Below are 15900 nucleotides of genomic sequence, written 5' to 3'. Positions count from 1 at the left end.
TTATCGTCAACATCGCCGGCAACAAGATTATCGGCGCGATATCTTCGATCACCGCGATATTAAAGATTGGCGGGATATTAATCTTCTCTCTCACTATTCTCTGGGCATCCGGGTTCACGTTCGAATTTACCCAGGCTGCGCCAAGCGAAGCAGCTTCCCCGACCGGCTTTATTGCTGGCATCGCCCTCGCCATATTGGCTTTCAAGGGTTTCACCACAATCACGAATAGCGGCGGCGAGGTTGTAAACCCTAAGAAAAACATCGGCCGCTCCATCATGATCTCCCTGGCAATATCTTTGGTTGTCTATATGGCTGTGGCGCTCGCCGTGGGGTCTACGTTAAGCATCAGTGAAATTGCTGCTGCCAAAGATTATGCGCTAGCAGAGGCGGCCCGTCCTGCCTTTGGTGATTACGGTGTGTGGTTCACGGTTGCTGTCGCCATCATTGCAACCGCATCGGGGCTTCTTGCGAGTGTTTTTGCCGTATCCCGCATGCTTACAATGCTTACAGACATGAACCTCATTCCGCATCGCCATTTTGGAATGCCCGGTGATGTGCAAAAGCACACGCTTGTCTTCACTGTTATAGCAGCAGGGCTGCTGGCTGCGTTTTTTGATCTGAGCCGAATAGCATCCTTGGGGGCTATATTTTATCTGGTTATGGACATCGTCATCCACTGGGGCGTGTATCGCCATCTCAAGGAAGATGTCGGTGCAAAGGGGTGGATTTTACTTAGCGCGATCATCCTGGATTTGATTGTCCTTGGAGCGTTCCTGACCATGAAAGCAGCTAGCGATCCAATGATCATTGCTATTTCTTTCGCAGGCATTGCCGGATTTTTTGCTTTCGAGAAATATTATTTATCCAACCGCCGGAGTGACGACAAGGCAGAAACCGGCATGGAAGGGCATTCCCATTGATCTGGACAATTTTTCTTGGTCTGTCGATGTTTAGAATAACCGGATTTATCGACTTTCAGGTTAACCACCGGACGCATCAATGGCTCAAATCAACCAGCTTGGGTAAAACCCGTAAACTGGTGATTGGGCTTTATGCTTCTTGTGGATTGTCAGCGCGCAAACACGGATGACATAGTCGATGGCAGCATGTCGAAAGCGCCGTATTTTCTCTTCCTTTTTCAGGTGAAAGACAGGAATTATACGTCCATCCGGGTATGGTGGCCCGGAGCTAACTCGCTATAGCGCTTGGTGTGGGTCTTACTTAGTAGTGTAGGGCCTCCTTCTAGATGACACATGAATTGTTTTTAATCTCCCACTCAGGAAAGGAAGTGCTAAAAAGTCCACAAGGGACATAACGCGGATTCACGTTATGGAGTGGCGGAAATGACGATACCTTGCATACAAATATCTCATTATCTTTCAGAGAGTTCGCCATATCGGCATTCGCAGAGGATTTGAGGGCGCAGCAGCGATCTCACCCAGTTTCGATCACAACCATGAAAGGAGTTCTATTCTAGAATAATAGCCGGGTCAGAGCGTCCCCCCCCCCCCGTTCTGGCCCGACTTGTCGGCATCAGTACCGTTGCATTCGGGAAATGATGCCGACGGCTGCCCCGGCCGCCGCCCCCCTGTTGGCGGCCGGGGTCATCTTATGGTCAACATCGCGCGAACGCTGAACCTGATGGGGCCCGAATTGACGCGATGGAGCTTTAGAAATGACGACCAAGGTAGCATCTGCTTCAACTGACTTGCACCAGCTGGGCATCCCTCAAATTTCTAATCGAGATCCGCGAGCCAGTCCCGGCTATCTACCGACTAGTCGCTTTGGTACCAAGGGAACTGCAAGGCGCAAGGTGGGCGTTCATATTGTAGTTGGCCAACGGGAAATCTATTCTCCGCAGTCACCGAGCGTCTCTCACAGCCGATGAAATCTCGCGCAATCTATCGGATATTCCATGAAGTGCTAATCGATTGCATGGCACATGCGCGGCCACCGACAACAGAAGAGATCGAAGTCATGGCAGCTAGAATCTGGGACGATATGCGAGGCGAAAAGCCGCTACCCCCTTGGCATGAAGTGGTGCCTGGTTCCTTGACACATAATAGAATGGCGCGCGCCGCGCGCGTAGCACTCGGTTTGATAACCGCGGACAGCGCTCAGGATCGCTCTGGCCTCATTTCACGGTAGCTTCGCAAGAGCGGCTAAAAATGCTTTCCACAAAACTACCCTAATCTAAGGGTCGAAGCGAGGCTTTGCCGACCTACCGTTGTTCGGCGCGCCATTGTTCCAGAGCATGAGCGTAGCAACCGGTTTGGCCGCCATAGCCCACAACCGAGCAGCTGTTGGGTCGCGCTGAGCGTGAAGCATCGTCGAGAGTATGGACGCGACTTGCCCAACTCTGTTCGGCAGGTCGGTATTTGACTTCGCGCAGTTCCTTGGGAATCCGGTAACGCTCGCTTTCGGGCTCACGACCGCAAACTACGATCTCGCCATCTTTCCCCGCCGGACAAGGCTCAGAACCATAAACGATTAGCGAAACTAGTCGATCCGGCGGCTCTGGATCACTTGCCGCGTGTGCCACGCCCAAACTTACAAAGATAAGAATCGGCAACATCCCTGAAACGGCGATGCGTTTGAAAATACGTCTTCGACCAAACCCGTGTTTCACGAGTGAGGCCATCTCCAGTTTGGTTCGAGTCCTCATATTTTACTCCTCTTGCTCGGCGACTTAAGGTCAGCCGTCAAATTAGAGTGTACGCCTTGGCGGCATCATATCTCTGAACCCACTATGAATTCGCTTTCACGACATGTTGCTGGCAGTACCATGTTTCGGCTAAAGTAAGGCCAAGACGGCCCCTGAAACAGACGAACTAATGTTCGCTGGTTGCCACCTTCGGACTTGTAACGAGTTTGTGCCGGCCACCGATCTCATTATGCCACCTTGGTTTCGAACGCGAGCGGGCTAGTGCCGCTCAGATATGAATGTCGCGAAGGGTATTGTAGAACCCGTTGATATACTGGAAGATGGCGGCTTCGGTTTGTCTGCGTGTTGATCAGCTTTGCCGCCAGATCAGTTCCGCTTTCAATGATTTGAAGAGTTTCTCGACGGACGTATTATCATAGCAATTACCCTTGCCGCTCATCGAAGGACGCAGGCCTGCAGCTTCTTCTGGTAATCATAGGAACAATATTGGCTACCGCGCTCCGAATGGACAAGGCAGCCCTCCGGTGGCTGGCGCAGGCGCACCGCCAGATCCCGCGCCCGGACAGCTAAATCCTTCTTCATTCTATCGCTGACGGCCCAGGCCACCACGCGGCGGTTAGCCTATTAACCTTCACTCATTTGCGCCACGACCGCTCTGAATGCTGATCGACCGCCAATGGTAAGAATTGCCATGCTTTTGGCACATTTAAAGAGTGGCTTTCTCTCCATTTTGAAACGATGTGTTGTATCGCAGCAGTCGCGCAAACGGAAAATATGCCCACAAATCCGCCCGCAATCATGTCGGTCAGATAATGCGTGCCCTCAACCGGCGTTGAAAGGAGCATCGCTCCATTCATTAGCATCAACGGCCAGCGTAAATATTTGGTCTGCCAAGCGATGACGATAAAAATGACAGCCGCAGCGGTGTGGAAACTGGGTGCGGAAACCAGACCCTGCAGGGTGCCTAGATCTACCTGGCTCATGATTCTTCCTTGCAAGAGCGGCAACAATTCTGCCTGATAAAGTGCACTGGTAGGCATGTATGTGACCGGGCCTTTCCAAAGATAGGCCAGCGGACCAACGGCTGGAAAGGCAAGAAACAGTGCCAGCGTAATCACCGCCGCAAGCCAGAAACTGATAAGAAAAAGCTGCGCGCGTGTCCTTTCTCCGGTAATCGCAAGGCCCCCGAATATGAGAATTGGTGAAAGATAAATATTGGCGTAGGCAAGGCTGCCGATCTGTTGGAGAGCAGGGTTTGCGGAAACCAACCGATACCAACTTGGCCAGTCAAAACGAAGCAGCACATCAAGGCGCGCTAATTCCGCATCAACAAATCCGCTCGTCGCTACTGCTGCGGGATAGCTAGCTGTTGCGCCCAGCAGACTGATAAAAGCAAACAGACCCACATATTCGCTGAAATCGCTCACAATCCTGGACGGATTTCCGGTTGCTTTCCATAACCCAAATTTTATGCCAGCAATCAGGGTCAGCACCAGCAGATATTTTGCGTTACTGGGTCTGAGAAAATTTATGCCCAACCCGGCCCAATCCATCATCAAGGATACAACTAGCAGGCTACAAGCCATCACAGACAAAATCCAGCTTAGTGGAATAACTGCAGATGGGCAGGCCAAAACAATATCGAACTCAGCTTGAACGCTTGCCGCATTCATGAGCTGCCTCGCTCAACAAGGCCATTTCTTAAAATTGGTGTTATCGGAGTAAGCACATAGTTAGCTATATAACCAAAGTGATCTGACAGGCTCGCCGGCTGCTCGGCTGTTCCTAGCCCCGCATCCATCGCGGTCACGACTATCAGCGTCGCCAGAAGGCTTTGCTGGCGCGAAAGACGGCGGTTGTTCATTTCACCTATGCGCAGCCAGACATTATTCTCAAATCCATCGTCGATCGCAAATGCTGCGCGAGGTAAAGCAGAGTTCAGGCTGGCGAGCATCTCATCTAGTTTGTTGTCAGTTAGCGGAATAATCATGGTCCTGTTTGAGTGATCTGCCTACTAATATGCAAGCTGCACCGCTTTGCCCTCAAAATTATTTTTGAGGGGTGGGCCGATGTCACTTCGTATTGGTGGCTAGACACAACTAAGAAAACGGATATGCACAACTCTAAATTTGTCCGCTTTACCCTAGCGGCAGCCGCAATGCTCCCGGCCGCGCCGTTACTCGCCCAATCGGGCCTACTAAGCACCCCGAACAAGCGATGAATTCACGCGCTTTCTCTCGCATCTTCCATGACGCGCTGGTTGATTGCATGGCGCACGCGCGGCCACCGACAACCGAAGAGCTCGAAACCATCGCAGCCAGAATCTGGAACGATGTGCGCGGCGAAAAGCCGCTGCCTCCTTGGCGTGATGTGGTACCCGGTTCCCCTATACATAGCCGAATGAGGTGCGCCGCGCGGGCCGCACTCGGTGTGATTACCGTGAAAGGCGCACATGTTCACTGTGGCCCTATTTCACAGCGGCACCGCGAAATTCAGTAGGGTGTGAACCCATATTGAGGGTTTGATCTATTGCTTCAGTATTGATTCAGTCTCCGTGAAGAAGATTGTATTATGCGCTTTGATTTGTCAGATGAGGAATGGGCAGCGATTGAGCGTTTAATGCCGCCAGCCACGCATGGGCCTGCGCGGGTGGATGACCGCCGGGTGCTGAACAAGATATTCTATATTTTGCGCACTGGTGCTCCCCGGAGGGATTTGCCGGAGCGCTATGGCCCGCGCACGACTGTCTCCAACCGCTTTATTCGCTGGGCACAGCGCGGGATTTGGAAGGGGATATTTGATACTTTGATGCAGGAATGCGACGATGCGCTGACCCCAGTAGCGTTTGCGGACATGTATGGGCGGAAAGCAGTGTCGGCAATCGCACAGTGCTGGAGATTCTCAATGCCGAGCAGGAACTACTCAATAGCCGTGTGCAACTCGTCACTGCTCGGCGCGATTCCTATGTCGCGGGATTTACTTTGCGTGCCGCGATGGGGCGGGCTGAAGCGAAAGATCGCGGCCTGTTCGGTGGCTCACTATACGATCCGCCGCTCGACTATAGCCGTGTTTCCAATCGTTCATCCAATTATGGTCCTTGCGAGGATCCATGGATCGAAGACCAGCCAGAGTCGCGACAAACTCACCAGTCCTGCAAGTCGTCAATGACGGATCAATGATTCCGAGCTTTGCAATCAGCGGCATCGATCCTGACATATTTTGCGCCCAGATTGCATCAAATTGGGCGGTCCGCGGCAGAGCTAACATTACGCGCGTGTTACATCGATTTCAGCTTTCGGTCTTTAGTTGCATCGCGTTAAATCCTGAGTGTAGAATGCAAGTAATCCATATTTGGATTGGAAACCGGAGAATCACATGTTGGCTCCTACACTCAAGCTTTCGTCCGGAGTTGCATCGCTGCTCGTACTGGCTGGCTGCGCGACATACCCGCCTCCGAGTCAATCCTATGCTTATTTCGCGGTACCCTGTTCGACACCAGGAGCATTCCGGGCAGATCCGGTGAACATCGTACCGCAAGCCGGCCCACCGCAAGCCACACCGCCTGCAGCGGCTACGCAGCCCAATGCTGAACCAGCCTCCGCAGTCTCGGCGCCGACTTGCTTAATCGCCGCGCCGATGCCGCGCGCAAATTACGCGAGGAATTATTACGGCCGGGGCAATTATTACGATCCATATTATTATAGATATGGCGGTTACAGCCGGCCCTTTTTTGGCTCTATCGGAATAGGGCTTCATGGCGGCGGCTACGGTGGGCATGGCCGCGTTAGCCACGGAGGTGGCGGTCACGTCGGGGGAGGGCACGGAAGTGGCGGACACGGCGGAGGACATGGACGGGGCCATTAAGGCAGTTTCCTCAATTCGCCATCCGCCAGATTCAAATCAATCACACCGGCTGCTTCACCAGCAGTCCCCAAAGAAAAACAAGTCGGCCTCCGCAATTTGCCGGGGAGACTGTTAACGAAGATACTGCTGGCATGGTACCGCATCGACGGGACAAGCGGCCAGCTATTTAAGATTCCGGGCATTTGCCCGATCACGGCGGGTGCAGCACTTACCGATGGCGGGTGCAAGAATGATAGAGGATTGGCTCGGTATTGATGACAAACCGGTTATGCCCGTCGGCAACAATCATAAATCAATGCGCTTCCTGCACGACGAGTTGATTGAAAAGCTGACATACGAATTTCATAAGAGGCAGGAGCCACTTGGCTCGGCACTAACAAGCCGAAAACTTGAAGGAAACTTCCCGGTGCGCGTCGCTGCACAAAAAACTCTCGTGTATAGCAGATCGTCCACTTGTGGTCCTCAGACTAGATGGAGCCCAAGGTTAGCTGGCGAGATCGCACCTTTTCAGGAAGCTTGTTCATAATCTCGGCTGCGAGGGTTAAGAGGCGTGGCAGCGCTTTGATTGGTAATACCAAGTCTCATTGATTAGAACCCATGTGCCCATGGACGGAGACCGATGGACATGATTTTCCAGGGTTGATCGACGAGTTTGTTCCAGGCGAAGCAGCAGTGATCGACGATATCGTCGTAGGATTTGAAGATGCGATTGGAGAGCCAGTTGTCGCGCATGAACTGCCAGACGTTTTCGACCGGGTTTAGCTCGGGGCATCTGGGCGGCAGCGGCATGAGGGTGATGTTGGCGGGCACGACCAGTTCGGCCGAGCCATGCCACCCTGCCTGATCGAGTATCAGAACAGCATGCGCACCCGGTGCGACGTGGAAGGCGATCTCCTCGAGATGCAGGCTCATCGCTTCGCTGTTGCAGCGGGGCAAGACGATGCCAGCCCCCTTGCCCTCGGCGGGGCAGATCGCACCGAAGATCCAGGCCGAAGCTCTGCGCTGATCTTTGGGCGCTGAGGGCCGAGTGCCCCGTTTGGCCCAACGGCGGGTGAGCTTGGTCTGCTGACCGATCCGTGCCTCATCCTGCCGCCACAACTCTATCGGTGTCCCTGGGGAGAGGTTTTTGCGGATTTGCGCCAGACGGGTGGGGAAGTCTTTTTAAAAGCGGCAATATCCTCAGGGCGCTGCCCCTGATGGCGTGGCCTTGCCGACAGCTTGCGATAGCCCAGCGCCCGCATCTCGCGGCTCAATGTCTGCTTGGTGATCGACAGGCCGAACTCATCCCGTATCCACTGCGCCAGATCGATCAGTCGCCAACGAACGACGCCGTGCGATGCCGGTATCGGCCCGGCCTCCACGATCTCGGCTAGTGCCCGGCGCTGTTCGTCATTCAGGATCGGAACCTTGCCAGGTGCTTTGCGGGAGATCAGCCCATCAGGCCCTTCGGCGTTGAAGCGCAGAACCCAATCACGCACAATCTGCAAGGTAACGCCGCCGACCCTAGCCGCATCGCTCCGGCTGCCGCCATCAACGATCGCCGCCAAAGACAGCAAACGCCGAACCTGATCTGCATCACTGCATCGTCGCGCCAGACGGCGCAAATCCGGCCCGGTATAGTCCTCTCGCATCCCTATCGCTCCAGCCATCGCAAACCTCCTTTAGCTTGCGACACTGAATCAGAAAATCAGCAAAATGGGAATCCCCTCAGCGAGTCAGAATCAATGAGACTTGGTATAAGTCCAATGCTTGCTGTCACTTCCTGCTATTCCACCAAATGACGATAGAGATGCCACGTCGCATGCCCAATCACAGGTATGACAACCGGGAGACCGACAAACAGAGGAATTGAGCCTAGTGCCAACGCCAGGGCGACGATTATCCCCCAAATGCTTATTGGCACCGGGTTTAATCGTACTACGCGCAGCGAGGTCAGGACCGCGTTAGCGGCGCTGATGTTGCGATCAAGAAGTATCGGAAACGAAACCACTGAAACGGCGAGGACGACAGCTGCGAAGAGAAAACCGCTGGTGGCGCCTGCGATAAGAAGCGTCTGGCCTTTTGATGTCATAAACAGCGTATAGAAAAAGCGAGGGAGTGAGACCGCCGGATCGACATCCAAAACCTGATATAGTGTATGGGCGACGAATAGCCAGGCAAGAAGGATCATTAGAAGTCCGCTCGCCAGAATTGCGATGCTGGCGCGCGAAGGCGCGTGCCAGATTGCAAAGGCGTGCTTCCAGGACACGTCGAGTCCGAACTCACGGCGGCGGCTCAGCTCATACAGTCCCAGCGCCGCGAAGGGACCTATCAATGCAAAGCCAGTTGTGAGGGGGATTAGCAAGGGCATGACGTCGCGGTCTGCCGAGATCAGAGCAACAAACAAGCCAAAGACCGGGTAAACGATGCTAAGAAATACGACATGGCTGGGCATTGCGAGAAAATCCTCCATCCCCGCCGCCAGTGCGCTCCTCAAATCTCCAAGCCCAATCTTCCGAATGGACGGGAGCTTTCGCTTGATAATATTGCGATCACGCCGCCCGCCAGCTATTTGGGGTTCCTCGCGATAGCGAAGTAGTCGATCGGTCATGATGATATCTCCATAGGGTCAGGTGCGATGAGTAGTTCGATTCCAAACATCACTTAAACGACGTGACCGCGTATCGTCTGTGCTGCCGATGAATTCGGTGTCAGAATTCCCGAATTTGACTGACAGGACACTAAGAGAGCTGAACATAATTTATTTGCATCAGTCGGCCATCGTCCGACCCCCAAAAGATTGCCGTTCTCGACGCTATCGCTCACCACGTGCTGATTGCGCAATTATGAATCTGTCATATTCCCAGAACCGAAAGTCTGCCGACTTTGCATTCGAACTGTTTTATCGATGTCGCGAGTATGAAATCGATGTAATCAGTGGAACAGGTGTGCGTAAGCTCATGCCCTTAAACTGTTGTGGATCTCTCGTCGGTTCGACATAAAAGATCTGATGGGCCGTTTGCAACGCAGAAAGTTGAACATTATGAAGTGCCTATTGACTGATGTGCCTTTAAGTCCAGCATGATCATGCTCCATAGCCCCCAATTTTCTAATTCTGTAATGCATCAGACGGCAAGTTGGTACTTTTTAGGACAGGAGACTGATCGATTGGCATGTTTGCGCAACTTGAAAGCTCATGACGCCAGTGCTCTAAAATGCTATACTCCGTCCTGCCTTCCGCAGAAATGGGTAACCTAGCACTCAGTGAGGTAAATGATGAAATTGTTGTTGGTTGAGGACGATATCGCGACTTCACAATATATTCGGCACGGGCTGATCGAGCTAGGTCATGCTTGTGATCATAGCGCAACCGGAGTCGATGGGCTCACTGCGGCTCTTACCAGTAAATATGATGCCATCATTCTTGATCGAAGCCTTCCCCAGCTTGATGGGATATCTGTCCTTCAGGCTTTGAGGGCAGAGGGTAGAAAGGTCCCGGTCTTAATTTTAAGCGCCCTCGGTCAGGTAGACGATCGCATCCACGGGCTCGATAGCGGTGCCGACGACTATCTGGCTAAGCCTTTCTCATTTCAAGAACTGATTTCCCGACTGACTGCGATCATCCGGCGCGCCGAGGGCTTGGCCACTACACCAACCATTCGGCGGGTAGCGGATTTGGAACTCAATCTTCTCTCCAGAACCGCTAAACGCGGGGATAGGGAACTTGATTTGTTAGCAAAAGAGTTTCAGATTCTCGATTACCTCGCACGGCACGCCGGGCAGGTAGTGACAAGAACGATGATGCTGGAGGCAGTTTGGGATTATGGCTTCGACACGGGCACCAACGTTATCGATGTTCACATCAGCCGACTCCGAAGCAAGATTGATTGTCCAACCGAGCCGCCCCTCCTTCACACCATAAGGGGGGCCGGCTATCGTCTCGATACCCTATAGGCGGCCCCGAACCCATGCGGCCGCTTTCCGCGGTGCATTGTGGATCACGTTGGCGGCCCTCGTTGCCACCATCACCGCGCTAACGCTTCAGTATTTCCGTACGATCAGCGTCCTTGACGCTGAGTCACGGCACGTCGTGGGCGCAGAAATTAACAGTTTTGTAGATCGCTATGCAGCGGGTGGACTTCCGGAGTTACTGCGGTTTGTCGATGCGCGCGCGCGTCATGACGAAATTCGTGACTATGTTTACATCATCGGCAATAGCCAGTTTGAGGTAATCGCGGGCGACCTATCCCAATGGCCGCAGGATATGAAGAGTAACGGCTGGAGTAGCGGAGCCATTCCACTAGAAAACAGCCAAGGGACTATAACAAGAAATATTGATGCCCAGATTGTGCGTCTCGGCCCCGATTGCCGCTTGCTCGTGGGTCATCTCGCCACTGGTCGGGTGCGGCTACGCAATCGGTTTATCGAGACCTTGATTTGGTCAATCGGTCTCACTGCATTAATAGGGCTGGGGTTCGGTTGGTGGATCAGCCGTCGCGCTCTAAGTTTCGTTGAACGCGCGTCCGACTCCGGCGAGCAGTTTCTTGCGGGCCACTTAGACGTGCGGTTGCCGACGACCGGTCGTGGCGATGAATATGATCGGTTGGCCGAGATGGTCAACGCCTGCTTCTCCGAGGTAGAAAGGATGTTGGTAAGCCTGCGCGCTGCAACCGACGGATTGGCTCACGATTTGAAAACACCAATCACGCGGATAAAGGCCCGCATTGAATTGGCGATCATGCGAGACAGCTTAGCTGATCCGGTCCTCTTCATGGAAACGGTGCAGGATCTTGATGCCCTTTTGAAGCTGATCAACGACCTTCTCGGACTTGCTCGCACCGAATCTATTTCGGTCGATGCCTTCAGGCGCGTGGATCTGGCGTCTGTTGTGATCGAGGCGGTGACCCTGTATGAACCCGTAGCAGAAAGCGAAGGCCGAAGTCTGAATGTACACGAGGAGCCGGCGATTGTCCTAGGCGTTCGCCCCTTGCTTATGCATGCGGTTGTCAATTTGATCGACAACGCCATCAAATACTCCGGCGGCGGATCAAATATCCAGGTCGCGACAGAGACCCGTGATGGCTTGGTGATTTTGTCCGTTGCGGACAACGGCATAGGCATTGCTGCTGAGGACCATGATCGCGCGCTCGCGCGCTTGTCGCGGTTGGACCAAAGCCAAACGAAACCCGGAAGTGGGCTCGGATTGTCCATCGTTGCAGCGGTTGCTCGCGCGCATGGTGGCACGTTGACTTTGGCAGATAATCTCCCCGGTTTAAAAGTGATCTTGGAGCTGCCTGCTTATCTATCGGAAAATACGGACCACGATGGGCGCTCGGCAGGAACAATCACATGAACAAAGAACGCCGTGAGCTGCTCATAGCGGTGTTTGGAGGGTCGGCGGCAATTCTCCTGCTACAGCGCTGGAAATCCGTCGGTACTACCTTACCTGAAACCCCTTTGATCGATGCCATCTTGGGCGACCTCTCTGTCCCGCGCATCATGCCTGAAAGCGCAGACGTGACGTTGGTGGTATTCACAGATTATCAGTGCCCATCTTGCCGACTGGCAAATAGCGTCATGCACAGAGCGCTGGCGGATGACCCCCGTGTCGGTGTGGTTTACAAGGATTGGCCCATACTGGGCGCGATCTCGGAACGGGCGGCCCGCGTTGCGATCGCATCGGCGTCACAAGGCCGCTACTTCGCTCTACACGATGAGTTGATGCGCTACCCTAGGCGGTTGGACGATGCGAACTTGCGGATTGCTGCGCTCGCCGCCGGGGTCGATTGGGAGCGGCTTGCTGAGGATTTGATCCTGCGACGGATCGACATAGATAGAATTCTTGCTAAAAATGCGTCCGACGCGTTTTCTTTGAGACTGAAAGGGACGCCGGGCTACTTGGCCAACCACATTCTGGTCGAGGGGGCGGTCACCGAGCGCCAGTTCCACGATGTCTTCGCTCGCGCCCGTGAAGTGTGATAAGGCATAAGGCGCGCGCTTGCCCTAACAGGGTAAAGCTGCCATCATGGAGCCAATGCAGCAATCGTGGTGATGCCCCGGATTGCAGCCCTGATGGTGGGTGGAATGCTGAGCGCTTCCTTGATCTCTCTGTTTGTTGTGCCCGCAGCCTATTATTTATTTCGCAGGCGTGAGGTCGCTCGCAGGGTACGCTGAACGAAATGACTGTCCATCTACAACGTCTGCAGAGCTCCGAAACCAGTTGAGCGACAATACCTTCACTTCCAACATCGGCTTTGTGCTCGGGCGTCTGCACGGGTTGGGGACCAGGGCCGTGCGTGCGGGCTGGCGTTCGTTCGGCCTGTTCAAACATGGGGTGTGGGACGCCATCTGTCTCAGGCAATTCACGTTCTACATAAAGACCAATCGGTTCGGAACCATTGCTGGCTCTATCAAGAATGAGTTTTATTATGCGTTCATTGAAGGCATTGCGTGAAACTAAATGCATCTTGCGCAGCATTTCTGTCGCAAGCTCCTGCTCTTTTGGAGCAAACTGGCCAATCCAAGCACGGGTTGGCGTACTGGTAAGAAATCTGTTTTTGGATATCATTCCTATAGTATTACGGACAAACGCTTTGAATCCAAATTGTAATTTTGGTTGCAAAGCCTAATTTGATCGCTCTACCCCAATCGCCGGTTCTGAAGCCGACAGTAATCTGGCGTTCTCACCCGTTTGTGTTAGCGGTTAAACACAAAAATCCTCAATTCAGTCCAAATGAGAGAAAATTTTAACACAATTTTTAACACATGGCATAATAATATCAATGAAAAGCATTTATTATCAATTATATAAATATGTAGCATTCCGTCTCATAACCTGAAGGTCGTAGGTTCAAATCCTACTCCCGCAACCAACTATAACGCCGCTGACCCAACGGTCGGCGGCTTTTTTGTGGCCAAACTATAGCGAGGCTGTTGAGCAGTCCCCGTTAAAGAACGCTGACCTCGACTTTTTGATGTATCATCTCAATTGGATTATAGGCGGTGAGAAACGAAATATCCGCAGCGTCTCGACCAATACCAATTTTGACCATCTCGACCTCTTTAGCCATTCCGGTAGCATCTACCAAATGCCATCCACCTCCGAGAAAAACTTCGCCCACTGCGTGAAAATCCTGTGGTTCAACACCTAATGCATAAACACTAGCGACCCGTGCCGGGATCCCGGCAGCTCGCGTAAGCGTAACCAGCACATGGGCATAGTCGCGGCACACCCCTTGTCGTTCTACAAAGCTGTCTAATGCTGTGGTACTAGCGTCACTGGTTCCCGACGCGTACGTAAATTTATCGTGGATCCAATCGCGGATTTTACCGACCATTTGGCCACCATGGTCATCCCCGCTTCGGCACTGACCAAATTCAGAATTTACAAAATTTGTGAATTGCTGTGAAGGACAATATCTCGATTCATTGAGGTATTGTACCGTTTCTCCAGGCAAGAGATGCATCGGCAGCTTTTCCAGCATTCTGTAATCGGGTAGTGAGTCAGCTATCGCAACAGACGCCGTATATCGGACATCTAATAGCTCTTCGCAATGAAGCCAGATTCGTTCACCGATCATATCATGGGCGGGTACTCTGGTCATATGCTCATAGGGGCTGATAGCCAGATTTTCTGCCATTACTGTTTGTTCAGGTATTTTTGCCACTTCCAGCTGCAGCATTAAATCTGTCGGTTGCTGCAATTTATAAGCAATGGAAGCTTCGACCTGAATGTTCACACAGAAATCTTTCGTTTCAATTGGTACAGTGGCTATGCAAGAGCTCAGTTTTCCTTAAGTTCGCTTGTTCGAATTACTATAGCGTTAGAGCATAAAGCCACACTGCAGTATGCGGGGCGTAAGGGCGATGCCGCTATATAACTGGTTGTCTAGTTATTGCACTGTTTAGTACGAGGTTTTGTCCTAGAAAACTGATATATTTTTCTGCAATTTTCATTTCAAAAAAATTTGAAATGGGTCTTGCGGCGATTAAAAAATATTAGAGGCGAAAGATATAGAACGCCAATTTTATTTATGCCGAAGTCGCAATGGCCGAATATTTTCCGATAGAATTGGAACTTGATTAGCTATTTTTTTGAGCTACTTAAATCCGTTTTAAGCAGCGTCCTAATCATCGCAATCGCTGCTTCACCAGCGATATCAGAAATGAGAACAGGGTCGGTTTGGTCACCCAATTCGAAAGTAACTGCCGGGATACCGTAAGTTTCATAAACATAAGCTTTTGAAATCGGACCACCGGGCTCATGGTTCGAATTGCGGTTAACCCGATATTCCGGCATTTGTGTTTGTAGCTGCGCAAGCCAATCGCGAATGAAAAAAGCGGGGTCGGTAGGATATTCGTCGGGGATAGTATAAAATACATCCTTCCATGTGGAATGAAAATCTACGAAAAATCGCAAATCCCGCTTTGGATCATTTTTGATTTCCCGCAATAAAGCTCCAATCGCTTGGGTCTCCGGTTGCGTGAAGGGACCCCAATCACGGTTAAGGTCAACGCCGCCGGTATTATGCCGCCAATGGCCACGAACCACTCCGTCCGGATTAAGTATCGGAACGACGATGGTTTCATATTCTGCGCGAAATTTTTGGGCTAACGGATCATCCGATGTGAGCATTTCGACAAAGGAAAATAGTCCATAGGCACCGGTGATTTCAGGTGGATGCTGCCTCCCGATTAAAACGATCTGCTTGCTGGGGCAACTGCCTTTGGCTTTGATCGACATCGCTGGAATCGATCGACCCTCTTTAGATTTTTGCAGTTCCCAAGTTGTAACGAAATCCGATTGCGCGAGCTTTCCGATCCATTCGTCATAAGTGGCGGGGGCAATAATAGGTTGTGCCGACACGAATATTGCTTTGCCCGATTCCAAGGAAATCGAGAACTTCGCGGAGTTTTCAATCCCGCCCTTTTCACTATCGGACTGGCCAATACGGTAAATGAGTTTCATGTTGGTTGATGGCACTATTGACCAATTTTTTCCATCTGTACTGATTCTCGGCCAATAGCGATGGCCGCAGGCATCATAATTCAAGCTGAGGGAAATTTCGCCCGTTACCTTGGGCTGCACGCGAAACGCATACCATGGAGAGCAATTTATCGGCGGAGCATCTTCTGGCGCAATGCGGATATCGACATGGTTTGGCTTGGCAAATTCGCAGGATGCTATGTTGCCAGCCGGAAACTCCGTATCGATGCTCGCCGCCACGCTGCTACATTTTGTCCCGGGGGCCAAGATGCCTGCTTCTACAGCGGCGGTCTGCTGGGGAGATTGACAGGCCGTCAGTAAACTGGCGAGCAGCGCTACCATAAAACAAGTGCTATTTATATTCATCCACACCACCATAGTAGAGGGTGATGACAGGCATCACCCA

15 protein-coding genes and 3 pseudogenes are annotated in these 15900 nt (G+C 52.3%); 10 read left to right on the top strand and 8 right to left on the bottom strand.

The window, feature by feature from the left end:
* Both V7676_RS16980 and V7676_RS16975 read left to right on the top strand, forming a co-directional pair.
* The coding region (locus V7676_RS16980) for an APC family permease (RefSeq protein ID WP_335660787.1) at positions 1-920 on the top strand (920 nt) is incomplete at its 5' end.
* A gap of 964 nt (positions 921-1884) precedes the next feature.
* A complete protein-coding gene (locus tag V7676_RS16975; RefSeq protein WP_335660786.1) occupies positions 1885-2148 on the top strand; it encodes a hypothetical protein in 264 nt (87 codons plus the stop codon).
* A 73-nt stretch (positions 2149-2221) separates the two neighbouring features.
* Here V7676_RS16975 and V7676_RS16970 read toward each other — a convergent pair whose 3' ends face one another.
* The 4 genes and pseudogenes from V7676_RS16970 to V7676_RS16955 form a co-directional block, all read right to left on the bottom strand.
* Entirely contained in the window at positions 2222-2665 is a 444-nt protein-coding gene (locus tag V7676_RS16970; protein WP_335660785.1) for a hypothetical protein, read from the bottom strand.
* Between the two features lie 227 nt (positions 2666-2892).
* Positions 2893-3283 (bottom strand): annotated as a pseudogene (locus V7676_RS16965) (IS3 family transposase); the annotation flags it as partial.
* Between the two features lie 17 nt (positions 3284-3300).
* Positions 3301-4338, bottom strand: coding sequence for a phosphatase PAP2 family protein (locus V7676_RS16960; RefSeq protein WP_335660784.1), 1038 nt, complete (start codon positions 4336-4338; stop codon positions 3301-3303).
* Complete coding sequence (locus tag V7676_RS16955; protein WP_335660783.1) at positions 4335-4655, bottom strand: hypothetical protein; 321 nt, start codon at positions 4653-4655, stop codon at positions 4335-4337. The genes V7676_RS16960 and V7676_RS16955 overlap by 4 nt, the downstream gene beginning before the upstream one ends.
* A gap of 227 nt (positions 4656-4882) precedes the next feature.
* Here V7676_RS16955 and V7676_RS16950 point away from each other — a divergent pair, with 227 nt between their 5' ends.
* From V7676_RS16950 to V7676_RS16935, 4 genes and pseudogenes are all read left to right on the top strand, one after another.
* Positions 4883-5164: a hypothetical protein gene (locus V7676_RS16950; RefSeq protein WP_335660782.1), complete on the top strand. Its 282-nt coding sequence runs from the start codon at positions 4883-4885 to the stop codon at positions 5162-5164.
* Between the two features lie 72 nt (positions 5165-5236).
* Positions 5237-5452, top strand: a pseudogene (locus V7676_RS16945) (transposase); the annotation flags it as partial.
* Between the two features lie 68 nt (positions 5453-5520).
* Positions 5521-5746 (top strand): annotated as a pseudogene (locus V7676_RS16940) (TolC family outer membrane protein); the annotation flags it as partial.
* A gap of 294 nt (positions 5747-6040) precedes the next feature.
* Positions 6041-6529 (top strand): hypothetical protein, encoded by a 489-nt coding sequence (locus V7676_RS16935; RefSeq protein ID WP_335660781.1) that lies wholly within the window; start codon positions 6041-6043, stop codon positions 6527-6529.
* A gap of 588 nt (positions 6530-7117) precedes the next feature.
* Here V7676_RS16935 and V7676_RS16930 read toward each other — a convergent pair.
* Positions 7118-8178, bottom strand: a protein-coding gene (locus tag V7676_RS16930; RefSeq protein ID WP_335660780.1) for an IS630 family transposase whose coding sequence is annotated in 2 segments (ribosomal slippage) — positions 7118-7686 and positions 7686-8178 — 1062 coding nt in all. Because the reading frame shifts where the segments join, the coding sequence is not laid out codon by codon here.
* Positions 8179-8294: 116 nt separating this feature from the next.
* On the bottom strand, positions 8295-9119 hold the full coding sequence (locus V7676_RS16925; protein WP_335660779.1) for a DUF2189 domain-containing protein: 825 nt from the start codon (positions 9117-9119) through the stop codon (positions 8295-8297).
* A 662-nt stretch (positions 9120-9781) separates the two neighbouring features.
* On the opposite strand from V7676_RS16925, the gene V7676_RS16920 reads away from it, so the two are divergent.
* From V7676_RS16920 to V7676_RS16905, 4 genes are all read left to right on the top strand, one after another.
* Positions 9782-10462 (top strand): response regulator transcription factor, encoded by a 681-nt coding sequence (locus V7676_RS16920; RefSeq protein WP_335660778.1) that lies wholly within the window; start codon positions 9782-9784, stop codon positions 10460-10462.
* Positions 10463-10511: 49 nt separating this feature from the next.
* The gene (locus V7676_RS16915) at positions 10512-11861 is read left to right on the top strand and encodes a sensor histidine kinase (protein WP_335660777.1); all 1350 of its coding nucleotides are present in this window, start codon (positions 10512-10514) and stop codon (positions 11859-11861) included.
* Positions 11858-12487 carry a DsbA family protein gene (locus V7676_RS16910; protein ID WP_335660776.1) on the top strand — a complete coding sequence of 210 codons (630 nt, stop codon included), beginning with the start codon at positions 11858-11860 and terminating at the stop codon, positions 12485-12487. Before V7676_RS16915 ends, V7676_RS16910 begins: the two co-directional genes overlap by 4 nt.
* Before the next feature lie 241 nt (positions 12488-12728).
* Positions 12729-12962 carry a hypothetical protein gene (locus tag V7676_RS16905; protein WP_335660775.1) on the top strand — a complete coding sequence of 78 codons (234 nt, stop codon included), beginning with the start codon at positions 12729-12731 and terminating at the stop codon, positions 12960-12962.
* A gap of 493 nt (positions 12963-13455) precedes the next feature.
* Here V7676_RS16905 and V7676_RS16900 read toward each other — a convergent pair whose 3' ends face one another.
* Both V7676_RS16900 and V7676_RS16895 read right to left on the bottom strand, forming a co-directional pair.
* Complete coding sequence (locus V7676_RS16900; RefSeq protein WP_335660774.1) at positions 13456-14247, bottom strand: transglutaminase-like domain-containing protein; 792 nt, start codon at positions 14245-14247, stop codon at positions 13456-13458.
* Between the two features lie 347 nt (positions 14248-14594).
* Positions 14595-15860 (bottom strand): M14 family metallopeptidase, encoded by a 1266-nt coding sequence (locus V7676_RS16895; protein ID WP_335660773.1) that lies wholly within the window; start codon positions 15858-15860, stop codon positions 14595-14597.
* Between the last annotated feature and the right edge of the window lie 40 nt (positions 15861-15900).

Source organism: Parasphingorhabdus sp., assembly GCF_036963805.1.
Classification (GTDB): Bacteria; Pseudomonadota; Alphaproteobacteria; order Sphingomonadales; family Sphingomonadaceae; genus Parasphingorhabdus.
Note: the sequence above shows the minus strand (reverse complement) of the source record. Positions and strands in the feature narration are given on the sequence as shown.